Here is a 21234-nt window from a genome sequence, read left to right on the forward strand (position 1 = left end):
CCGAGACCGCGTTCGCAGCAGCGTTCGCCCTGAGATAGGTTGATTCACCATGGCAGAGACGACACAGACCCCTGAGCAGACTCCGCGTTCGGTCCTCGTGACAGGCGGCAACCGCGGCATCGGACTGGCCGTCGCGCGTCGGCTGACCGCCGACGGACACAAGGTCGCGGTGACCCACCGCGGTTCGGGCGTGCCCGACGGATTGTTCGGTGTGCAGTGCGACGTTACCGACACCGCGTCGGTCGAGCGCGCGTTCGCCGAGGTCGCTGAGCACCAGGGGCCGGTCGAGGTCCTCGTCTGCAATGCAGGCATCGACGACAACATGCTGCTGATGCGTCTGTCCGAAGAGAGCTTCACCAACGTCATCGACGCGAACCTGACCGGGGCCTTCCGCTGTGCGAAGGTCGCGACCAAGGGCATGCAGCGCGCCAAGTTCGGTCGCATGATCTTCCTCGGATCGGTCGTCGCGATGTCCGGCGTCCCGGGACAGGCCAACTATGCGGCGTCCAAGGCCGGACTGATCGGCATGGCTCGATCCATCGCCCGCGAGCTCGGTTCGCGCAACATCACCGCCAATGTGGTGGCGCCCGGTTTCATCGACACCGACATGACCGCCGGGATGGAAGACCGGTACATCGAGATGGCGAAGCAGGCGATCCCGCTCGGCCGCACCGGCAAGCCCGAAGACGTCGCGGCAGCCATCAGCTTCCTGGCGTCCGACGAGGGCGGCTACATCAGTGGTGCGGTGCTGCCCGTCGACGGCGGCATGGGCATGGGCCACTGAGCCCGGCTCGTCCCAGCATTCCCAACATCCCGAGTAGGAGCACTCCGTGACCGGCATTCTCGACGGTAAGACGATTCTCGTCACCGGCATCATCACCGACGCATCGATCGCGTTCCACACCGCGAAGGTCGCGCAGGAGCAGGGGGCGACGGTGATCATCACCGGCATCCCCGAGCGTCTGCGTCTCATCGACCGCATCGCCAAGCGCCTCCCGCAGGAGGTCCCGCCTGCGATCGCACTCGACGTCACCGACGAGGAGAGCCTCGGTGCGTTGGCCGACGCGGTTCGTGAGCTCGCTCCGCAGGGCATCGACGGCGTCGTCCACTCGATCGCGTTCGCGCCGAAGACTCTGATGGGACCGGACGCCGTGCCGTTCCTCGAGGGCCCCGGCCCCGACGTCGCGCGGTCGTTCGAGATCTCGGCGTGGAGCTACGCGTCGCTCGCCCGGGCAGCGCTGCCCGTCATGAACGAGGGCGGCTCCATCGTCGGCATGGACTTCGATCCGCGCACCGCGATGCCGGACTACAACTGGATGGGCGTCGCGAAGGCCGCCCTCGAGTCGGTCAACCGCTACGTCGCCCGTGAGGTCGGCGAGGCCAAGCGAGTCCGCTCCAACCTGGTGGCCGCCGGTCCGATCAAGACACTGGCCGCCAAGGCCATCTCGGGCACTGCGACCGACGACGCCAAGAAGCTGAACATGCTCAACGAGTACTGGGACGGCGCCTCGCCGATCGGCTGGAACGTGGACGACCCCAGCGTGGTCGGCACCAGCGTGTGCACGCTGCTCTCGGACTACCTGCCCGCGACCACCGGGTCGATCGTCTACGTCGACGGCGGCGCGAGCCACAACACCTGGTTCCCGGACGACTTCCTCTCCTGACGTGACCGCGCCAGACGCGCCGTTCGATGCGGTCCTGTTCCTCTCGTTCGGCGGCCCCGACCGACCCGATGACGTCCGACCGTTCCTGGAGAACGTGACACGCGGTCGGGGAGTGCCGCCCGAACGTCTCGACGACGTGGTGGAGCATTACCTCCACTTCGGTGGGGTGTCGCCGATCAACCGGTTGAATCTGGACATGATCGAGGCGCTGAGCGACGAACTCGACCGGCGGGGACGGCCAGGTCTGCCGATTCACTTCGGTAACCGCAACTGGCATCCGTTCGCTGCTGACGCAGTGTCGGAGATGGTGGCGAACGGCCATCGCCGGATCCTCGTGTTCCCGACCTCCGCGTGGGGCGGCTACTCCGGTTGTCGGCAGTACCACGAGGACATCGAGAAGGCCCTCGATTCGGCTGGTCTCGATTCCGCTGGTCGAGCGGAGCGCCGTCCTGAGCGAGCGAAGCGAGTCGAAGGGTCGAGACCCGTCGTCCTGCGCAAGCTGCCGCAGTTCTGCGAGGAGCCCGAGTTCCGAGGTGCGGTCGCCGACGGCGTGCGCGCCGCTCTGGACGAGTTCCCGGACGGTCCGCAGCCTCGGCTGGTGTTCACGGCGCACTCGATCCCGGAATCGGCCGACCGCGCCGCGGGGCCCGTCGCTGACGGCGGACGCCTGTACTCCCGGCAGGTCGCCGATGCGTCCGCAGCTGTTGCGGGCCTGGTCGGCATCGACGAGTTCGACGTCGTCTGGCAGTCACGGTCGGGACCGCCCCAGATCCCGTGGCTCGCTCCCGACATCTGCGACCATCTGCGCGAGCTGTCCGCGGACGGCGTGTCACGTGTGGTGGTGTGCCCGATCGGCTTCATCTCCGACCATCTCGAAGTGGTGTGGGACCTCGACACCGAAGCCGCCGACCTCGCCGTCGAGCTCGGCATAGAGTACGTACGGGTCGCGACCGCCGGCACGTCCCGGCGCTTCGTGGCGATGGTCGCCGACCTGATCGAGCGGTACGTCGACGGCGGCGGCGACGTCACCGCGATGGGTTGCGGAGACAACGGCGGCATCTGTCGGCCGGACTGCTGCGTCCCGGTCAGGCGACCCGGCCGTTCAGTGGGCGCAGCGTCGCCGTCAGCTTCTGACTGATCGCCGGAAGTCCACGATGCACGTATTGACTGCGGCGGTACGCGCGGTACGCGTCAGCGCGGTGAGGCTGCGAAGCCGTTCGTCGGCCAGTTCGTGCTGCGTCCCGGTCACCCCGACCGAGGGCGTGCCTGCGAGGGCGACGATGGCGTCGATCTGAGCGGCCGAAGCGAGTACCCGGTCCACCCGCGGGTTGTCGTGTGGCGGAAGGTCGATGCGTCGGGCCTGCGTCATTCCCGCGAGTGCGTCCCGTAAGTCGGCGGGCGACGCCGCTCGTGCCCCGGACAGCTGCGCGATGATCTGCGCGGCTTGGCCGACGGCGTCACGCAACTGGTACTCGAGTTCGCCGAGCGGCAGATCCGCGGACAGTCGGTCGACGGCGATCGGCGTCTGCGACCGCGTCAACGACCACCGGCAGCGTTCGGGGGTGCCGCGCGCGATCAATGCCAGCGCGTCGACGGGCCCCTCTGCGCCCGCGGGCCGGGGATCGATCAGAAGGACTTCGCCCGCGGCCATCGCGGAGTCAGTCAGAGAATCCGGCGGCAGTCCCTGTGCGTCGCCGGGAGCGGGCATCCGTACCGCGAGGTGAGCATTGCCGGCCAGCACCCCGAGGAGCGCCAGCGCGCCGCGATCCTGCTGATCGCGCCCACCCTGCTGATCGAGCCCATCCCGTCGATCGAGCGGAGTCGAGATCCCGTCCAACTCGTGCGCCTGCGCGAAATCGTAGAGCGTGTGCAGGACGTCGTCGGGCGCACAGCGACCGGCGTCTCGGGCCGCCGCCCAGACCGCGAGAGTCGACGTCGGCCAGGCCCTCATCATGGTGATTCCTGGAGTGGTCATCGCCTGCCAACGATACGCGGAGCGCCTCACCCCGTCGGCCGGTCGCATGCCATAGGGTTGTCGACCGTGATGAACGATCGTTACGGCCGCGATGTGCTGGCCTCTCCCCGCAAGAGCAAGCCGAAGGCGCCGGAGGTGGCTGCGGAGCGCGATCTCGTCGTGGAGGACGCCGCGACCGGGTTCTGCGGCGCGGTGGTCGGTCTGGAACGCAGCTATTCCGGCGACATGGTGCGACTGGAGGACCGGCATGGCCGGGTGCGAGTGTTCACCATGTATCCGGCCGCGTTCCTGATCGACGGCAGGCCGGTCACCCTGGTCAAGCCGAAGGGCCGAGGACCCAACGCTCCGGAGACGATCCAGACCGCGTCGGGGTCCCGCGCGATCCCCAAGCAGCGCGCACGCACGGCGCGCGCCAGCCGGATCTTCGTCGAGGGCGTGCACGATGCGACGCTCCTCGAGCGAGTCTGGGGCGACGATCTGCGCGCCGAAGGCGTCGTCGTGGTGAGTCTCGAAGGGTTGGACAATCTCGACGAGGCGCTCGCCGAGTTCGGGCCGGCCTCGAACCGGCGGGCAGGCGTGCTCGTCGACCACCTGGTCGCAGGCACCAAGGAAGCCAAGCTGACGGCGGAGGTCGGAGAGAACGTCCTCGTGTGCGGTCACCCCTACATCGATGTGTGGGAGGCGGTGAAGCCCGCGTCGGTCGGCATCACGTCGTGGCCGACGATCCCGATGGGGACCGATTGGAAGACCGGGATCTGTGACGAACTCGGCTGGGGGTCGCCGCGCGACGGTTGGCGTCGGGTCCTGGCCGGGGTGTCGAACTTTCGGGACCTCGAGGTCCCGTTGTTGCGGAGTGTCGAAGAACTCATCGACTTCGTGACGGTTGGGCCGGACGCTGCAGATCACTGATGAGGGCAGATTCCTGATGAGGGCAGATCAGTGATGAGGGCTGGCGTCACACGGCGATGAGCCAACCGATCCCGGCGACGCCGCATGCCCACATCACCGACGCGAACGTGCCGAGGATGAACTGCTCGCTCGCGCGGGGCGCCCGCAGTTCGGAGAACCGAGCGAGGCTCTTGACAGCCAAGATCACTGCGAGGCCCGCGGGCCACGCCAGTAGAAGACACGCGGCGACACTGGCCCGTTCGAGCACGCCGATGATCCGGCCGCCGCGCAGCGGCGTCTGATCGGGTTCGTCGCCGCTCGGGTCGTCGTGATTGTCGGCGCGAGTGGGGATCCCGCCTGCGGCCAACACGAGGCGGACGACACTGCTCCCGGTCCCGGCCGCAGCGACGACCGTGAGGGCCGCGGCGACGGCGAACGGGCCGTCCGAGACCGAGTCGGCCGCCCATGCGAGAACGGCGGCGATCACGAGGACGAGGGCGCTGACCGCGGCGGTCACGCCGTCGGCCACCAGGACGGTGCGATCGGTGATCGCGGCATCGGCGGCCAGACGCCCACGCATCACGGCGCCGACGACGGACACGAGCACGGCGACGACCAGCAGTACCGGGACTGTCACTGCAGCGATCCCTGCTCCGATCACGACGCGTCCGCCTCGGTCAGGAGTCGGATCAGGAGGTCTTCGGCTGGCTGTTCCAGATCCCAGCCGGCTGCGGCGAGACGCGCGGACATGGCCTGCGGCGTGATGCCCAGGGTCTGCGCTGCGCGCGCCTGGGTGACGCCGGTGCGCATCAAGTCCACGGCGGCGCAGCCTGCGTCCGAACGGCTAGCGAGGATGTCGACGAGGACTGCGGCTGCGGTCTGAGCGTGCGGAGCCCAGTCGGAGGCTCCGACCACCCGTATCCGGCGCCGGTCGTGCTTGGCGGTCTCGACGGCCTCCCGGGCTGCCTCGAATGCCCGGCCACGGCCCGCACGTGTCGCTGCGGGCAGCGGCAGGTCGACGTCACCGATGCCGACGCCGACGCTCCACCCACCGGTGACAGCCAGGTCGACGGCGATCGCGGCGACTTCGTCGGCGGCGTCGAACACGGCTTGGATCTCGTCTCCAGCGGTGCGATCGAACGGACGGACGGTCCGGGCCGACGCATACCGCTCGAGCACATCGGGGACCCGATCTCGGTCGGATCGGCTGGCACGCTGATCCACGGTGAGTACGAACACGGCCCACCTCTCCTTCATCAAGCCTGCACGATTGATATGTAAAAATCAATGATAGAAACTTGATAGTGAATAATCAATGCTCAGTCATTGACGGGTAGTCGAGCGTCGACGATCAGTCCGATCAGACCGACGGCGAAGAGCGCGCCCGACACGAACACCATCGCCGGATGGGTCTCTCCGGTCAACGCGTCGGCGAGGAACACGACGGCGGCCGTGCCCGGGGCCGACCCCGCCACCGTGGCGAGGAGATAGGGGACCGGCCGGACGGCAGACAACCCCGACAGGTAGTTGACGAGCGAGAACGGACAGACCGGGATCAGACGCATTGAGCCGACGGCGAGCCAGCCGCGTCGTGCCAATCGATGTTCCACGGTCGCAACAACCGGCTTGGACAGCAGGGGTGCGACCCTCGACCGGCCGAGCCTGCGCGCCAGCAGAAACGCAGCACCGGCGGCGACCGTGGCCGCTGCCAACGATCCGCCGAATCCGAGCGCAGGTCCGAACAGCACGCCAGCCGCCACGGTGAATGGTGTTCGCGGGATCGGAGCCGTCGTCGCCGCTGCGTAGACACCGAAGAACAGCCACGGGAACCACGCACCCAGGCTGTCGGACCACTCTCGGGCCTGTGCGATCGACGGCAACGGAACGAAGTACGCACCGGCCAGCAGAGCGAGAACCACGACCGCTCCGACGACGACTCGGCGCGTCGTCGCGGACCGCCCCTCGATCGCCGATTCGGGCGGTGCGTCGAGCACCGTCGCACCCTCGAGTGCGACGGCTTCCTCGGTCAAGCCTTCTCGGCCGTGTGCATCAGGGCTCATCGACATTGATCTTACGATGGAGGTCACAGGCTGGTGCCGTGCCCGAGCGATCGATCGGTTAAGGTGCTTGCGTCACGTTTCTATTCGCGTACGACGGAAGGCTGCTGACCCATGACGGCAGGTGAGAATCCGGTGGATCCCGGACTGAGCCAGGCGTACGACCGCTGGACGACAGCGGCCGCCGGTGTGCTGGCCAAATCGGCACGCGTCACTCCCGAAGAGTTGTCCGACACTCCTGAGGCGCTGTTGTCGACCCCGACTCGAGACGGCGTGGTCGTTCGCCCGCTCTACACCCGAAAGGACGAGGCAGACGAGACCGGCGTGCCCGGTGCGTTTCCGTTCGTCCGCGGCGCCGATCCCGCACGAGACGTCACCCAGGGCTGGCGCGTCACCGAGCGCTTCGGCGACGTTGCAGGCGAGACGGACCCGTCCGCACTCAACGAGTCGATCCTCGACGCGTCGGCCAACGGCACCAGCGGCCTGTGGCTGGAGATCGGCGACGGCCTGCGCGCCGACGACCTCGCAGCTGCGCTCGCCGGGATCTACCTCGATCTGATGCCGGTGACCCTCGACGCCGGTGCAGACGGAGTCGATGCAGCCCGTGCGTTCCTCGCCGCCCTCGAGTCGGCGCCCGCCGCACCGGAGAAGGCTCCGACGACGGCCGCGACCACCCACAGCCTCGGCCTGTCGCCGTACACGGCGGCGTTCTCGGGACGCCCGAGCGTGTCGACGTCCGACGCCGCAGCGCTCGCCGCCGAAGCACCCGCAGGCGTGCGCGCCTTCCGCGTCGACGGGACCGACTTCGCGCAGGCCGGGGCGTCGAACGCCCAAGAGTTGGGTCTCGTCGTCGCAGCAGCGGTCGCGCACGTTCGCGACGCCGTCGCCGCCGGACTCGACACCGCCGCCGCGCTCGCCCAGGTCATGTTCGCCGTCTCCATCGACGACGACCAGTTCGCGGGCATCGCCAAACTGCGGGCGCTCCGCACGGTCTGGGCACGCGTCGCCGACGTGCTCGGCGCACCCGAGTCCGGTGCCGCGGTGACCCACGCGGTGACCGACCTGTCGATGTTCACCCAGCGTGATCCGTGGGTGAACATGCTGCGCAGCACCGTCGCCGCGTTCGGCGCCGGGGTCGGTGGCGCCGACCAGGTCACCGTGCACACCTTCGACGCCGCGATCCCGGTTGACGCACGGACCTCGCGGACCTCCTTCACCCGCCGCATCGCTCGCAACACGCAGTTGGTCCTTCTCGAGGAGTCGAACCTCGGCCGCGTCCTCGATCCGGCAGGCGGCTCCTGGTACGTGGAGTCTCTGACCGCCGATCTCGCTGCAGCAGCGTGGGCCGTCTTCACCGATGTCGAGAGCAAGGGCGGCTACCGGGCCGCACTCGACGGCGGCGACGTCGCCGCCCAGGTGTCGCAGGCGCTCGCCGCCCGCGAGGACGCCGTCGCGCACCGCACCGCGCCGGTCACCGGTGTCAGCGAGTTCCCGAACCTCGGCGAGGCCACGCTGGCCGCAGGCTCTGCCGACACTGAGAACCTGCCGACCGCGACGCCCAATCTGGCTCGAGTCGCTCGCCGGTTCGAGGCCCTGCGCGACCGCGCCGATTCGGCGCCGTCGCGTCCACGGGTGCTGATGCTCCCACTCGGTCCCATCGCCGAGCACAACGGTCGAACCACGTTCGTCGCGAACCTCCTCGCAGCGGGTGGCATCGACGCGGTCAACCCCGGTCCGTTGACGCCGGCCGAGATCGGTGCAGCCGTCGAAGCGAACGCGAGCGACGTCGCCGTCCTGTGCGGAACCACGTCGCGCTACGCGGACGACGGAGCCGCCGCTGCTGCTGCGGCCCGTGCGGCGGGCGTCCGTCGACTCCTGGTCGCAGGCCCCGAACGCGAATGGACCGCAGACGAGACCGTCGACGGCCACCTGAAGGTCGGCATCGACGCGGTCGCGGTCCTGACCGACCTGCTCGACACGTTGTTGAACGAGACGACCTCTGACACCGCCACTACTGCAACTGCGGGAGCGTGACCACATGAGTGACACGACGATTCCGAGTTTCGCCGACGTCGAACTGACGGCGCCCTCCGCCCCGGCAGGCACCGGCGACGAACTCACCGAAGGCCTGGCGAGCGCCCACGGCTACTCAGCCGATCAGATCACCTGGGACACGCCCGAGCAGATCGAGGTTCGCCCGGTGTACACGCGCGCGGACCGCGACGCGGTGGCCGCCGACGGCGGTTACCCCCTCGACTCGATTCCGGGCGAGGCTCCGTTCATTCGCGGCCCGTACCCGACCATGTACGTCAATCAGCCGTGGACGGTGCGCCAGTACGCGGGCTTCTCGACGGCGGCCGAGTCGAACGCCTTCTACCGTCGCAACCTGGCTGCCGGTCAGAAGGGGCTGTCGGTCGCGTTCGACCTCGCGACGCACCGCGGCTACGACTCCGACCACCCGCGCGTCGCGGGCGACGTCGGCATGGCCGGTGTCGCCATCGACTCGATCCTCGACATGCGCCAACTGTTCGACGGCATCGACCTCGGTGGCGTGTCGGTGTCGATGACGATGAACGGCGCGGTGCTTCCGATCCTCGCGCTCTACGTCGTCGCCGCCGAAGAGCAGGGCGTGCCGCCCGAGAAGCTCGCCGGGACCATCCAGAACGACATCCTCAAAGAGTTCATGGTCCGCAACACCTACATCTATCCGCCGACGCCGTCGATGCGGATCATCTCCGACATCTTCGCGTACACGAGCACCAAGATGCCGAAGTTCAACTCGATCTCGATCTCGGGCTATCACATCCAGGAGGCTGGTGCGACCGCCGATCTGGAGCTCGCGTACACCCTCGCGGACGGCGTCGAGTACATCCGCGCAGGTCTGGAAGCGGGCCTGGACATCGACAAGTTCGCTCCGCGACTGTCGTTCTTCTGGGGCATCGGCATGAACTTCTTCATGGAGGTCGCCAAGCTGCGCGCCGCCCGTCTCCTGTGGAGCGAGCTGGTCGCCAAGTTCGAGCCGACGAACCCGAAGAGCCTGTCGCTGCGCACCCACTCGCAGACCTCCGGCTGGTCGTTGACCGCGCAGGACGCCTACAACAACGTCGCCCGCACCTGCATCGAGGCGATGGCCGCGACGCAGGGACACACGCAGTCGCTGCACACCAACGCGCTCGACGAGGCGATCGCACTGCCGACGGACTTCTCGGCGCGCATCGCCCGCAACACCCAGCTGCTGCTGCAGCAGGAGTCGGGGACCACTCGGCCGATCGACCCGTGGGCGGGCTCGAACTACGTGGAGTGGCTCACCCACCAGTTGGCGGAGAAGGCGCGTGCGCACATCGAGGAGGTCGAGGCCGCGGGCGGTATGACCAAGGCGATCGAGGAGGGGCTGCCGAAGCTGCGTATCGAAGAGGCCGCGGCACGCACCCAGGCGCGTATCGATTCGGGTCGTCAGCCGCTCATCGGCGTCAACAAGTACCGCTCGGAGCAGGACGAGGAGATCGAGGTCCTCAAGGTCGAGAACTCGAAGGTCCGCGCCGAGCAGATCGCGAAGCTGGAGAAGCTGCGCGCCGAACGCGATCAGCCCGCGGTGGATGCCGCGCTGGCAGATCTCACTCGCGCGGCCGCAGAGCCCGGTGGCAGCGATCTGAGCAACAACCTGATGGCCCTCGCCATCGACGCGGCTCGTGCGGGTGCGACCGGCGGCGAGATCTCCGACGCGATGGAGAAGGTCTTCGGACGCCACCAGGCCGAGATCAAGACGATCAGCGGCGTCTACAAGAACGAAGCGGGTGATGCGGTGTCGAACATCGACGAGGCTCTGGCCGTGGTCGACGAGTTCGCCGAGGCCGAAGGCAGGCGTCCCCGCGTCCTCGTCGCCAAGATGGGCCAGGACGGTCACGACCGCGGACAGAAGGTCATCGCGACGGCGTTCGCCGACCTCGGTTTCGACGTCGACGTCGGCCCGCTGTTCGCGACGCCCGAGGAGGTGGCCGCGCAGGCCGCCGACAACGACGTCCACGTGGTCGGTGTGTCGTCGTTGGCCGCGGGCCACCTCACGCTGGTGCCGGCTCTCCGCGAGGCGCTCGCGGGGGTCGGTCGCGAGGACATCATGATCGTCGTCGGCGGCGTCATCCCGCCCGGCGACTTCGACGAGCTGTACGAAGCGGGCGCGGCGGCGATCTTCCCGCCCGGTACGGTCATCGCCGATTCGGCGATCGGCCTGATCGAGAAGTTGGCCGACAAACTGGGCGTGGAGCTGGCTTCGCGCGACAAGTGAATCAGGAGACGCGTATGAGCGCGGCACAACGCCGCCCGATCGACGTCGACGCCCTGGCAGCCGGTGTGCTGGCGGGGCGTCGCGCGGATCTGGCGCGGGCGATCACTCTCGTGGAGTCGACCCGCCCGGACCATCGCGACGCAGCGCAGAAACTGTTGCTGCAGGTCACGCCGCACGCAGGGAAGTCGTTCCGGGTCGGCATCACCGGAGTGCCCGGAGTGGGCAAGTCGACGACCATCGAAGCGCTCGGCATGCACCTCATCTCGCAGGGACACCGAGTCGCGGTCCTCGCCGTCGATCCGTCGTCGACCCGTACGCGCGGCTCGATCCTCGGCGACAAGACCCGGATGGGGCAGCTCTCCGCCGCACCGGAGGCCTACGTGCGTCCGTCGCCGACCTCCGGCAACCTCGGCGGCGTCACCAAGGCCACCCGCGAGACGATCGTCCTCGTCGAAGCCGCGGGCTACGACGTGGTGCTCGTCGAGACCGTCGGCGTCGGCCAGTCGGAGGTGAGCGTCGCCAACATGGTCGACACGTTCACCTTCTTGACGCTCGCGCGCACTGGCGATTCGCTGCAGGGCATCAAGAAGGGCGTCTTGGAGCTCGCGGAGATCGTCGTAGTCAACAAGGCGGACGGCAAGCACGTCAACGAGGCCAGGGGAGCGGCTCGAGAACTGCGCAACGCCCTCGGGTTCATCTATCCGCACGATGCGCTGTGGACGCCGCCGGTCCTCACGATGAGCGCCATGGACAAGACCGGGATCGACGGCTTCTGGGAGGCGGTGGAGAAGCACCGCGACGTCCTCACCGAGGCTGGCGAATTCGCTCGTCGTCGGTCCCAGCAGCAGGTCGACTGGATGTGGACGATGGTGCGCGAGACGGTGCTCAGCCGGATCGACGCCGCGCCCGGTGTCCGAGCCGTGCGCCGCGACGTCGAAGCCGCTGTCCTCGACGGATCCTTGACCCCGGCGCTCGCCGCCGAACAGATCGTCGACCAAGCAGGATTCTGACTCCGCTCACTTCAACGACGTTCACTCCCCTCGGGAGGGGAGCGAACGTCGTTGGGAGGAGCGAACCCCCACAACGAAACGAGCCGCGACATCGTTTGCACGATGTCGCGGCTCATATCAAGTGTGTCCGAGGGGGGACTTGAACCCCCACGTCCGTTAATAGGACACTAGCACCTCAAGCTAGCGCGTCTGCCATTCCGCCACTCGGACTCGATTCAGTTGTTGCACGGGCGTTTCGCTCGTGCTCGACAACAATAACCAAGGTTGCCCCGGTATCCCAAATCGCCTAGTAATTGAGGGTGTGACCCCGATTCAAGCAACCGAAGAAGTCGTCGACATCGTCAGCAGCCTCATCCAGTTCGACACGTCGAACACCGGAGTGCCCGAGACGACGGTCGGGGAAGCCGAGTGCGCCCGCTGGGTGCAGCAGCAGTTGGAAGAGGTCGGTTACACCACCGAGTACGTCGAATCGGGGATGCCGGGGCGGGCGAACGTCTTCGCTCGGCTCGAAGGCGCCGACCGCGACCGCGGCGCACTCCTGATCCACGCCCACCTCGACGTGGTTCCCGCGCAGGCCGAGGACTGGAGCGTCCACCCGTTCTCGGGCGCCGTCCAAGACGACTACGTCTGGGGCCGCGGCGCCATCGACATGAAGGACATGGCCGGAATGGTCCTGGCGTTGGCGCGCCAGTTCAAGCGCGACGGCACCGTGCCCCCGCGCGACCTCATGTTCGCCTTCCTCGCCGACGAAGAGGCGGGCGGCGCGTGGGGGTCGCAGTGGTTGGTGAAGAACCGTCCGGAACTGTTCGACGGCGTATCCGAGGCAGTAGGCGAGGTCGGCGGCTTCTCGCTGACCGTCGACCGGCCGGACGGCACGACCCGCCGCCTGTATCTCGTGGAGACCGCGGAGAAGGGGCTGGCGTGGATGAAGCTGACGTGCAACGCCACCGCGGGCCACGGTTCGTTCCTGCACACCGACAACGCGGTGACCGAGATCGCCGCTGCCGTCGCCCGGATCGGCACACACCAGTTCCCGCTCGTGATGACCGAGTCGGTGTCGGAGTTCCTGAAGGCGCTCTCGGAGGAGACGGGTCTGGACTTCAGCCCGGAGACACCCGACTTGGAGTCGGCGCTGTTCAAGATCGGCAACCTGGCGCGAATCGTCGGCGCGACGCTGCGCGACACCGCGAACCCGACGATGCTGTCGGCCGGATACAAAGCCAACGTGATCCCGCAGCAGGCCGAAGCCGTCATCGACTGCCGCGTGCTTCCCGGCAGGCAGAAGGAGTTCGAGGCGACCATCGACGAACTCATCGGGCCCAACATCACCCGCGAATGGGTCACTCACCTCGACGCCTACGAGACGACGTTCGACGGCCACCTCGTCGACGCGATGAACGACGCCGTCGTCGCACACGACGCCGACGGGCGGACCGTGCCCTACATGCTGTCCGGCGGCACCGATGCGAAGGCATTCGCCAAACTCGGCATCCGGTGCTTCGGCTTCGCGCCCCTGCAGTTGCCGCCGGAACTCGATTTCGCCGCGCTGTTCCACGGAGTCGACGAGCGGGTGCCGGTAGACTCGATTCTGTTCGGTACCAAGGTTCTTGAGCATTTCCTCCACCACTGCTGACCGGTTCGGCCGTGGCCGCGGAGGGCGAAAGGAAACGATCGTGACCGCATTCGACCCGTACTCGGTTCTGCCGAGGCTGCCCGACATCACCGTGACGTCGAACGACTTCACCGAAGGCCAGACACTGCCGACTCCGCAGGTGTCGGGAATCTTCGGTGCCGGGGGCGACGACGTCTCACCCGAGCTGAGCTGGTCGGGATTCCCGGCGGACACCAAGAGTTTCGCCGTGACCTGCTACGACCCCGATGCGCCGACGGTGTCCGGGTTCTGGCACTGGGCCGTCTACGACATCCCGGCGACCACCACGTCGCTGCCGACGGGCGCGGGTTCGCCCGACTCGAGCGATCTGCCCGCCGGGGCCGTCACACTCGTCAACGACGCCGGACTCGCACAGTTCGTCGGCGCCGGTCCGCCTCCCGGACACGGCCCGCACCGCTACATCTTCGCGGTGCACGCCGTCGACGTGGAGTCACTGGAACTGCCCGACGGGTCGAGCCCCGCATTCTTGGGGTTCAACCTGTTCTCGCGCGCCATCGCCCGCGGCACGCTGTCCGCCGTGTTCGAGCTGCCGGGGGAGTAGCGGGGGTCGCGACCAGCGGGACGGGTCTCGACTCCGCTCGACCAGCGGTGGGGCTCGACCAGCGAGACAGGTCAGCGAGTCTCGGAGCCGACTGCCTCAGACAAGGACGCGAAGCCGTGCGAGCGCAGCCGGTCAGCGATGCCGTCGTGGAGTTCGCGGAGCCAGACCGGTCCGCCGTAGATGAACCCGGTGTACACCTGCAGCAGGTCTGCGCCTGCCCGGATGCGCTCCCACGCCTGATCGACTGTCTCGATGCCGCCGACACTGATGAGAGCCAGCTGACCCCCGACCCGGGCGTACAGGCGACGGAGCACCTCGAGAGACCGATCGGCGACCGGCGGGCCCGACAGTCCGCCGGCGCCCATCGCGTCGACGTCGGCTCGCGGCGTCGCGACGCCGCCGCGACCGATCGTCGTGTTCGTCGCGACGATGCCCGCGAGGCCGAGTTCCACAGCGAGGTCGGCGACGGCGTCGACGTCGTCGTCGGAGAGGTCCGGTGCGATCTTCACCAGCACCGGCACCGACGCGACCTCGAGGGCCGCCGCCAGCACCGGCCGCAATGATTCGACGGCCTGCAGATCGCGCAGTCCGGGAGTGTTCGGCGAGCTGACGTTCACGACGACGAAATCGGCGAGTGGCCCGAGCAGTCGCGCCGACAGCCGGTAGTCGTCGACCGCGCCGTCGAGCGGAACGACTTTGGTCTTCCCGATGTTGGCGCCGATCGGCGCCCGGACCGGGCCCGGACGGCCCTGCGACAGTCGGCCGGCCGCAGCGGCCGCGCCCGGGTTGTTGAAACCCATTCGGTTGATGAGCGCGCGGTCGGCGGGAAGCCGGAACAGTCGTGGACCGGGATTGCCGGGCTGCGCCTGACCGGTGATCGTGCCGATCTCGGCGTAACCGAAACCGAGCTGACCCCACGCGTTGACGCACTCGGCCGACTTGTCGAAGCCAGCCGCGAGACCGATCGGTGCCGGGAACTCGACCCCGAACACGGTGCTGCGCAACGCCGGATCGGTCCCGGCGAACATCCGAGACAGCATTGTCCGGACGAGGGGCAGCCGGCCAGCCACCGAGATCGTCCGAGCGATGATCCGGTGGATTCGTTCGGGCGGAATCAGGAACATCAGCTTGCGCAGAGTCGGGTAAGCGAGTCGGTTCAGAGTGCTCAGCACGGTGTCGCCTTCGGGTCTGGGGAACATCACGGCTTGATGGCGTCGGGAGCGACGGCCTGTAGTCCGTCACCGCGGCCCGATGCGATCAGTAGGCGTCCGCTGGCCGGGTCCACCGTCATCGCGGTCACCTGGCCGACCGTCGCGACTCGGCCGCGTTCACGGGCGTCGCCTCGAGACAGGTCGTAGGCGACCGCCTCGTTCTCCGCCGTCGACGAGACCCAGAGCAGATTCTGCGTCTCGTCGTACGCGAGAGCGAACGGGCTGGCGGGCGTCGGATGGCGCAGCCGCATGATGATGGGCTCGCCGAAGAACGCGTAGACCTCGTCGTCGCGCGTGCCGGTCACGAGGATTCGGCCGAACCGGTCGACGACGGCGTTGGTGGCGCCGTTGCCCGCGCGGAGCGACGCTTTGCGGTCGCCGTTGTCGATGTCGATCGGCAGCACGGCGGACTGTGCTCGGTCGAGGACGCTGACCTGGCCGGAGACCTCGGTCGCAGAGTCGGGGGCGACGAGGACGTCGTCGACGCGCGCATACCCGCCGTACTCGTGCAGGCGTTCACCGGTCGTCGACAGGACGAGTAACTTGCCCTTCTCCGTACCGACGAGGACCTTGTCTCCGTCGACCGCCAACGACAGCGGCGAATCGATCGGCACATCCGTCAGCGTGGTGCGGCCGTCCGCATCGATGCGAACCAACCCTTTCGGACCGACGGCCAAGAAGTGGTCGTCGACCGCGACCAGATCGACGACGCCGTCGATCGGCAGGCCGACCGGGCGCGGTGCGGCGCCGTCCGTGCCGCCGGGCGTCGCGTGCAGAGTCACGGTGCGCCCGTCGGCGCCGAGCACCGCAGTCGTCGCGCCCGCGACGGCGATCCTCTGAGCTGCGGCCTGCGGAACGACCGTGCCGACGGGCTGCGCCGTGCCGGTCGGCGACTGTGCGGCGGTCGCGGGCGGAAGCGTGTCGAGTTGGGACGAATCGGAGTCCCCGGAGTCCGATCCGCAGGCCGTCAGGGTCAGAGCTACTGCCGCCGCCATCAATCCGGCCGTCCATCTGGTTCGCACACGCATGCCCTCCATCTTGCGCGATCCTCCAGAATCACGGATGGATGGGTAGCATCCACGTTCGTGATCGAATCGATGAGTTGGCTGCAGGCCGTAGTGCTCGGCGCATTGCAGGGAGTGACCGAATTCCTACCGATCTCGTCCTCCGGGCATCTGCGGATCGTGTCGCAGGTGTGGTTCGGCCAGGACGCAGGCGCGTCGTTCACCGCGGTCACGCAGCTGGGCACCGAGTTGGCAGTGCTGATCTACTTCGCCAAGGACATCTGGCGGATCATCCTGGCGTGGTTCGGCGGCCTGAGGAACACCGAGCGTCGTGGTCTCGACTACCGCCTCGGCTGGTACGTGATTCTCGCCACGATCCCCATCGGCCTCCTCGGATTCGTCTTCAAAGACGAGATCCGGACCGCAGGCCGAAACCTGTGGCTCGTGGCGATCATGCTCATCGCATTCTCGTTCGTGTTCCTGGCAGCGGAGATGACCGCGGCGCAACGGCCAGGCAAGTCCCTCGATCAGATGAAGCCGCGCGACGCCCTGGCGATGGGCCTCGCTCAGTGCCTGGCGCTCATTCCCGGCGTCTCGCGGTCGGGCGGCACGGCCAGTGCCGGCCTGTTCTTCGGGATGAAGCGTGAGGCGGCGTTCCGGTTCTCGTTCCTGATCGCGATACCCGCGGTCCTCGCGTCCGGTCTGTTCAGCCTTCCCGACGCGTTCTCGCCGGACGGCACCGGAGTCAGCGCTTCCGGGCCGCAGATCCTCGTCGCCACCCTCATCGCGTTCGTCCTCGGCTACATCTCGATCGCCTGGCTGCTCAAGTTCGTGTCCGATCACTCCCTCGGCTGGTTCGCGGCCTACCGCATCGCGCTCGGCCTCCTCGTTCTCATCCTCCTCACCGCAGGCGTCATCACCACCTGATCGCCGTGACCGGAACGTCCTCGCCGAGCGGGACACCGTAGCCTGAAACCCATGACGGTGATCCTCGTCCGACACGGACGATCGACGGCCAACACCTCCGGAATCCTCGCGGGCCGGACCCCGGGCGTAGCCCTCGACGAGAAGGGCCGCTCGCAGGCACAGGGCCTCGTCGAACGACTCGGCGACGCCGTTCCGCGGTTACGCGCGGTCGCTCGATCGCCGTTGCAGCGCTGCGCCGAGACCGTCGCGCCGCTGGTGGCCGGTCTCGACGGCGTTCCAGAGGTGACCGTCGACGGACTCGCCGAGGTCGACTACGGCGAGTGGAGCGGACGCAAGCTGACCGATCTGGTCGCCGAACCGTTGTGGAAGGTCGTCCAGCGGCAACCGTCGCATGCGGTGTTCCCCGGCGGCGAAGGTCTCGGCGACGTGTCACGCAGGGCCACGGCAACCGTCCGTGAACTCGACCGCGAGTACGGAGGCGACGACGGGCAGGGGCTGTGGCTGGCCTGCTCGCACGGAGACGTCATCAAATCCATCGTCGCGGACGCCCTCGGCATGCACCTGGACGCATTCCAACGCGTCGTCGTCGATCCGGGATCGATCACGGTGATCCGGTACGCCGCCGACCGTCCGTACGTGCTGACGCTCAACAACAGCGGGTCCCTCAGCCTGCCCGCTCCGCGTCCCAGCTCGGACGCGGAGGTCGGAGGCGGCGCGGGTGCGTGAGTCCGCGGGTACGGTGAAGACGATGACAAGGAAGGCGAATTAGACGTGTCGCGCACCATTCATGAGTTCAGGACGCCGAGCCGTTTCGTCGCGGGGACCGTCGGCGAGCCGGGCGATCGGACATTCTTCCTACAGGTGACGCAGGAACAGCGGTTGATGAGCGTCGAGTTGGAGAAGCAGCAGGTCCTGATCCTGGCGGACCGTCTCGGCTACCTGCTCGACGAAGTCGCCCGCCGATTCGGCGCAGCGGTGCCGCCGGAGACCGACGTCGTCGCCGACACGCAGCCGCTCACCATGCCGATCGACTCGGAGTTCCGCGTCGGCTCGATGGGACTGGGCTGGGACGCCGAGGAGTCGTCAGTCGTGGTCGAACTGCTGGCGATCACCGAGCAGCCGCTGGACGAGAGCGTCATCCTCGACGACACCGACGAGGGACCGGACACGGTCCGCATCTTTCTGAGCGCCGACGCAGCTCGGGAGTTCAGCGCGCGGTCGATGCGCGTCATCTCGGCCGGTCGGCCGCTGTGCCCGTTGTGCGATCAGCCGCTGGACCCGAGCGGGCACATCTGTGCGCGCAGCAACGGCTACAAACGGGACGCCGAGTTCTCGCGGTCCGTCGAGTTCATCGATCCCGACGTCCTCGCGGCACTGGGACGGGTGATTCCCGGATTCGACACGGCGTTCGAAGTCGAGGAAGACCTCGATCCAGAATCCGACGCTCCCGATTCTGCCGGTCCGGATTCTGCTGGCCCGGATTCTGCTGGTCCCGATACTGCTGGTCCCGATTCTGGCACGCACGACCAACCCGACGGTTCTGACCCCGACTCGAGCGAGTGAACACCGATGTTCTCGAGGTCCTCGCGAGCGGGGACCTCGCCCTGCTCGGGCGTGTTCCGACAGCGAGCAACCTGACGCTGGCCTGCCGTGTGTCCGCCGGCGACGACGACTTCATGTGCGTCTACAAACCGATCCGCGGCGAGGCTCCGCTCTGGGACTTTCCCGACGGACACCTCGCCGGCCGCGAGGTCGCGTCCTACCTGATCAGCGACGCGTTGGGCTGGGATCTCGTTCCCGAGACCGTACTGCGCGACGACGGTCCGGCCGACGTCGACCTCGGCCCCGGAATGGTCCAGCGATGGATCCACGTGCCCGATGAGACCACCGGGCCAGATCCGGTCGATCTCGTCCCCGTCGACGACGTCGCCGAGCACCAGATGGCTGTCCTCCAGGCCTACGACGAGGAGGGCCGCCTGGTGGCCCTCGTGCACGAAGACCGTCCGGAACTACTGCGACTCGCCGTGTTCGACGTCGTCGTCAACAACGCCGATCGCAAGGGCGGGCACGTCCTCGTCGGCGACGACGGTCGCCTGTACGGGATCGATCACGGCATCTGCCTGCACACCGAGAACAAGCTCCGCACCGTCCTGTGGGGCTGGTCGGGCCAACCTGTGCCCGCCGACCTCGCCGCCGATCTGCGCGAACTCACCGAACGACTCGACGATCCCGACGACGTGCTGACCGTGCGACTCGCCAGTCTGATCACGGACGAGGAGATCTCGGCAGTCGCCCGCCGCGCGCGGGCACTCGGCGACGACGGAGTGCTTCCGTTTCCGCCGTCGCAGCGGGCGATTCCCTGGCCGCCGTTCTGAATGTCCAATTTCTGACGGCCCCGATTCCGCTGCCGTGTCCATCACACATAGAGTTGAGCGCATGCAGTCGTGGTCGTCGCCCCAGATCCCTTCCGTGCCCGGCACCGCACCGGCTCTCCGCCTTTACGACACCGCCGACGCGCAGGTGAAGCCACTTGCGCCGGGACCAGTCGCGGGGATGTACGTCTGCGGTATTACGCCGTACGACGCCACCCACCTCGGCCACGCGGCGACATATGTGACGTTCGACCTGATCAACCGGGTGCTGCGCGATCAAGGGCACGAGGTCCATTACGTTCAGAACATCACCGACGTCGACGACCCGCTGTTCGAGCGCGCTGAGCGTGACGGCATCGACTGGCGCGATCTCGGGTCGCGGGAGATCGACCTGTTCCGAGGCGACATGGCGGCTCTCCGGGTACTTCCTCCCCGCGACTACATCGGGGCCGTGGAGTCGATCGATGAGGTCGTCGACGCCGTCAGCACACTCTTGGAGTCCGGGGCGGCGTACGTCGTCGACGACCCGGACCATCCCGACGTCTACTTCAGCGTCGATGCGACGGCCCAGTTCGGCTACGAGTCGAACTACGACGCGCAGACCATGGCGACGTTCTTCGCCGAACGCGGAGGCGACCCGGACCGTGCCGGAAAGCGGAACCCGCTCGACGCCCTGCTGTGGCGAGTCCAGCGTCCCGGCGAGCCCGCGTGGCCGTCGCCGTTCGGTGACGGCCGACCGGGCTGGCACATCGAGTGCTCGGCCATCGCGCTCAACAGACTGGGCATGGCGTTCGACGTGCAGGGCGGCGGCAGCGACCTGATCTTCCCGCACCACGAGTTCTCCGCAGCGCACGCGGAGGCCGCGACCGGCGAACGCCGCTTCGCCCGCACCTACGTCCACACCGGGATGATTGGCTTGGACGGCGAGAAGATGTCCAAGAGTCTCGGCAATCTGGTCAAGGTCTCGGTACTGCGTGAGAAGGGCGTGGACGCGAGCGCCATCCGGCTCGGGCTGCTCACCGGTCACTATCGTCAGGATCGGATGTGGACCGACCAGGTGCTGTCCGACGCCGAGCGGCGCCTGACGACGTGGCGACGTGCCGCAGCGGTGGCCACTGCACCCGACGCCACCGACACGGTCGCTCGCCTGCGCCAGCACCTCGCCGACGATCTGGACACGCCGAAGGCGCTCGCCGCGGTCGATGCCTGGGCCGCGGACGCGATCCTCGGCATCGGATCGTCCACGGACGCTGCCGCACTCGTCGCCGACGCCGTCGACGCGCTCTTGGGCGTCGACATCGCACCGCGGGGGTGACCGGCATGCCGCGTACCACCACGATCCCCGAAGGAACCGCCGACGGCGTGTGGACCGTCGTGACGCACACGTCAACCTATGTGCTCGACTTCGACGCGATGACATTGCTCCGCGCGCCCGGCGTCGGACGCCACTCGGACGAGAAGTGGGAGGTCAGCGAACTGCGTCGCGACTCGCAGGACATTCCACTCCTCGGCGTCAAGGAGTGCACCGTCGGCGGGCCCGCCCAGTTCTGGGTCGCGGCCGCCGACGACCCGGACGTGCGCACCTGGCGCATCACGACACCGGTCGTCGAGATCGAACGGATCGGCTGACC

Annotated in this window: 21 protein-coding genes and 1 tRNA gene; 15 read left to right on the forward strand and 7 right to left on the reverse strand. The window is 68.1% G+C overall.

The annotated features are described in order from the left end of the window. Positions 1 to 49 precede the first annotated feature (49 nt). Genes fabG1 through L5G32_RS06055 form a run of 3 tightly spaced genes read left to right on the forward strand, consistent with a single transcriptional unit; the run spans position 50 to position 2802 of the window. Positions 50 to 784: a 3-oxoacyl-ACP reductase FabG1 gene (gene fabG1, locus L5G32_RS06045; RefSeq protein WP_237010111.1), complete on the forward strand. Its 735-nt coding sequence runs from the start codon at positions 50 to 52 to the stop codon at positions 782 to 784. A 46-nt stretch (positions 785 to 830) separates the two neighbouring features. Then, entirely contained in the window at positions 831 to 1664 is an 834-nt protein-coding gene (inhA, locus tag L5G32_RS06050) for an NADH-dependent enoyl-ACP reductase InhA (RefSeq protein ID WP_237010112.1), read from the forward strand. A 1-nt stretch (position 1665) separates the two neighbouring features. Continuing rightward, entirely contained in the window at positions 1666 to 2802 is a 1137-nt protein-coding gene (locus tag L5G32_RS06055) for a ferrochelatase (protein WP_237010113.1), read from the forward strand. On the opposite strand, the gene L5G32_RS06060 is transcribed toward L5G32_RS06055, so the two are convergent. Continuing rightward, positions 2788 to 3639, reverse strand: coding sequence for an Rv1486c family protein (locus L5G32_RS06060; RefSeq protein ID WP_237010114.1), 852 nt, complete (start codon positions 3637 to 3639; stop codon positions 2788 to 2790). The genes L5G32_RS06055 and L5G32_RS06060 overlap by 15 nt on opposite strands. Before the next feature lie 69 nt (positions 3640 to 3708). On the opposite strand from L5G32_RS06060, the gene L5G32_RS06065 reads away from it, so the two are divergent. Further along, the gene (locus L5G32_RS06065) at positions 3709 to 4548 is read left to right on the forward strand and encodes a DUF3097 domain-containing protein (RefSeq protein WP_237010251.1); all 840 of its coding nucleotides are present in this window, start codon (positions 3709 to 3711) and stop codon (positions 4546 to 4548) included. 46 nt (positions 4549 to 4594) lie between these two features. Here the strand turns inward: L5G32_RS06065 and L5G32_RS06070 are convergent, their stop codons facing one another. The 3 genes from L5G32_RS06070 to L5G32_RS06080 all read right to left on the reverse strand — a co-directional run bounded on the left by L5G32_RS06070 (position 4595) and on the right by L5G32_RS06080 (position 6587). After that, positions 4595 to 5164 carry a hypothetical protein gene (locus tag L5G32_RS06070; RefSeq protein ID WP_237010115.1) on the reverse strand — a complete coding sequence of 190 codons (570 nt, stop codon included), beginning with the start codon at positions 5162 to 5164 and terminating at the stop codon, positions 4595 to 4597. A gap of 20 nt (positions 5165 to 5184) precedes the next feature. Continuing rightward, on the reverse strand, positions 5185 to 5766 hold the full coding sequence (locus tag L5G32_RS06075; protein ID WP_237010116.1) for a hypothetical protein: 582 nt from the start codon (positions 5764 to 5766) through the stop codon (positions 5185 to 5187). Positions 5767 to 5846: 80 nt separating this feature from the next. Then, positions 5847 to 6587, reverse strand: a complete 741-nt coding sequence (locus L5G32_RS06080; RefSeq protein WP_237010117.1) for a TVP38/TMEM64 family protein — start codon at positions 6585 to 6587, stop codon at positions 5847 to 5849. Positions 6588 to 6698: 111 nt separating this feature from the next. Here L5G32_RS06080 and L5G32_RS06085 point away from each other — a divergent pair, with 111 nt between their 5' ends. From L5G32_RS06085 to meaB, 3 genes are read left to right on the forward strand one after another with little or no spacing between them, the layout of a single operon-like run. After that, on the forward strand, positions 6699 to 8618 hold the full coding sequence (locus L5G32_RS06085) for a methylmalonyl-CoA mutase family protein (RefSeq protein ID WP_237010118.1): 1920 nt from the start codon (positions 6699 to 6701) through the stop codon (positions 8616 to 8618). A 4-nt stretch (positions 8619 to 8622) separates the two neighbouring features. Then, positions 8623 to 10866, forward strand: coding sequence for a methylmalonyl-CoA mutase (scpA, locus tag L5G32_RS06090; RefSeq protein ID WP_237010119.1), 2244 nt, complete (start codon positions 8623 to 8625; stop codon positions 10864 to 10866). A gap of 14 nt (positions 10867 to 10880) precedes the next feature. After that, complete coding sequence (meaB, locus tag L5G32_RS06095) at positions 10881 to 11876, forward strand: methylmalonyl Co-A mutase-associated GTPase MeaB (protein WP_237010120.1); 996 nt, start codon at positions 10881 to 10883, stop codon at positions 11874 to 11876. A 124-nt stretch (positions 11877 to 12000) separates the two neighbouring features. Here meaB and L5G32_RS06100 read toward each other — a convergent pair. Beyond that, positions 12001 to 12086: transfer RNA gene (locus tag L5G32_RS06100), tRNA-Leu, on the reverse strand. Positions 12087 to 12177: 91 nt separating this feature from the next. On the opposite strand from L5G32_RS06100, the gene L5G32_RS06105 reads away from it, so the two are divergent. Then, entirely contained in the window at positions 12178 to 13509 is a 1332-nt protein-coding gene (locus L5G32_RS06105) for a M20/M25/M40 family metallo-hydrolase (protein ID WP_237010121.1), read from the forward strand. A gap of 40 nt (positions 13510 to 13549) precedes the next feature. Next, entirely contained in the window at positions 13550 to 14089 is a 540-nt protein-coding gene (locus tag L5G32_RS06110; protein ID WP_237010122.1) for a YbhB/YbcL family Raf kinase inhibitor-like protein, read from the forward strand. 71 nt (positions 14090 to 14160) lie between these two features. Here the strand turns inward: L5G32_RS06110 and L5G32_RS06115 are convergent, their stop codons facing one another. Together L5G32_RS06115 and L5G32_RS06120 are read right to left on the reverse strand one after the other, a co-directional pair. After that, positions 14161 to 15261, reverse strand: coding sequence for a quinone-dependent dihydroorotate dehydrogenase (locus tag L5G32_RS06115; protein WP_237010123.1), 1101 nt, complete (start codon positions 15259 to 15261; stop codon positions 14161 to 14163). A gap of 26 nt (positions 15262 to 15287) precedes the next feature. Next, a complete protein-coding gene (locus L5G32_RS06120) occupies positions 15288 to 16328 on the reverse strand; it encodes a YncE family protein (protein WP_237010124.1) in 1041 nt (346 codons plus the stop codon). A 57-nt stretch (positions 16329 to 16385) separates the two neighbouring features. Between L5G32_RS06120 and L5G32_RS06125 the strand changes: the two genes are divergently transcribed. The 6 genes from L5G32_RS06125 (at position 16386) to L5G32_RS06150 (ending at position 21232) form a co-directional block, all read left to right on the forward strand. Further along, positions 16386 to 17231, forward strand: coding sequence for an undecaprenyl-diphosphate phosphatase (locus tag L5G32_RS06125; RefSeq protein ID WP_237010125.1), 846 nt, complete (start codon positions 16386 to 16388; stop codon positions 17229 to 17231). 51 nt (positions 17232 to 17282) lie between these two features. Then, positions 17283 to 17957, forward strand: a complete 675-nt coding sequence (locus L5G32_RS06130) for an MSMEG_4193 family putative phosphomutase (protein WP_237010126.1) — start codon at positions 17283 to 17285, stop codon at positions 17955 to 17957. A gap of 45 nt (positions 17958 to 18002) precedes the next feature. Continuing rightward, on the forward strand, positions 18003 to 18794 hold the full coding sequence (locus tag L5G32_RS06135; protein WP_237010127.1) for a DUF3090 domain-containing protein: 792 nt from the start codon (positions 18003 to 18005) through the stop codon (positions 18792 to 18794). Continuing rightward, a complete protein-coding gene (locus L5G32_RS06140) occupies positions 18791 to 19606 on the forward strand; it encodes an SCO1664 family protein (RefSeq protein ID WP_237010128.1) in 816 nt (271 codons plus the stop codon). Before L5G32_RS06135 ends, L5G32_RS06140 begins: the two co-directional genes overlap by 4 nt. A 61-nt stretch (positions 19607 to 19667) precedes the next feature. Next, a complete protein-coding gene (mshC, locus tag L5G32_RS06145; protein ID WP_237010129.1) occupies positions 19668 to 20918 on the forward strand; it encodes a cysteine--1-D-myo-inosityl 2-amino-2-deoxy-alpha-D-glucopyranoside ligase in 1251 nt (416 codons plus the stop codon). Positions 20919 to 20923: 5 nt separating this feature from the next. Continuing rightward, complete coding sequence (locus tag L5G32_RS06150; protein WP_237010130.1) at positions 20924 to 21232, forward strand: hypothetical protein; 309 nt, start codon at positions 20924 to 20926, stop codon at positions 21230 to 21232. Positions 21233 to 21234: the final 2 nt, after the last annotated feature.

The organism is Gordonia zhenghanii (genome assembly GCF_021738965.1).
Taxonomy (GTDB): Bacteria; Actinomycetota; Actinomycetes; order Mycobacteriales; family Mycobacteriaceae; genus Gordonia; species Gordonia zhenghanii.

What these genes read in the sequence shown, in the direction of transcription:
- fabG1 (WP_237010111.1), top strand. Translation starts at nt 50, where the DNA reads ATGGCAGAGACGACACAGACCCCTGAGCAGACTCCGCGTTCGGTCCTC.
- L5G32_RS06085 (WP_237010118.1), top strand. Translation starts at nt 6,699, where the DNA reads ATGACGGCAGGTGAGAATCCGGTGGATCCCGGACTGAGCCAGGCGTAC.
- L5G32_RS06065 (WP_237010251.1), top strand. Translation starts at nt 3,709, where the DNA reads ATGAACGATCGTTACGGCCGCGATGTGCTGGCCTCTCCCCGCAAGAGC.
- L5G32_RS06060 (WP_237010114.1), bottom strand. Translation starts at nt 3,639, where the DNA reads ATGACCACTCCAGGAATCACCATGATGAGGGCCTGGCCGACGTCGACT.
- L5G32_RS06130 (WP_237010126.1), top strand. Translation starts at nt 17,283, where the DNA reads ATGACGGTGATCCTCGTCCGACACGGACGATCGACGGCCAACACCTCC.
- L5G32_RS06080 (WP_237010117.1), bottom strand. Translation starts at nt 6,587, where the DNA reads ATGAGCCCTGATGCACACGGCCGAGAAGGCTTGACCGAGGAAGCCGTC.
- scpA (WP_237010119.1), top strand. Translation starts at nt 8,623, where the DNA reads ATGAGTGACACGACGATTCCGAGTTTCGCCGACGTCGAACTGACGGCG.
- mshC (WP_237010129.1), top strand. Translation starts at nt 19,668, where the DNA reads ATGCAGTCGTGGTCGTCGCCCCAGATCCCTTCCGTGCCCGGCACCGCA.
- meaB (WP_237010120.1), top strand. Translation starts at nt 10,881, where the DNA reads ATGAGCGCGGCACAACGCCGCCCGATCGACGTCGACGCCCTGGCAGCC.
- L5G32_RS06120 (WP_237010124.1), bottom strand. Translation starts at nt 16,328, where the DNA reads ATGCGTGTGCGAACCAGATGGACGGCCGGATTGATGGCGGCGGCAGTA.
- L5G32_RS06150 (WP_237010130.1), top strand. Translation starts at nt 20,924, where the DNA reads ATGCCGCGTACCACCACGATCCCCGAAGGAACCGCCGACGGCGTGTGG.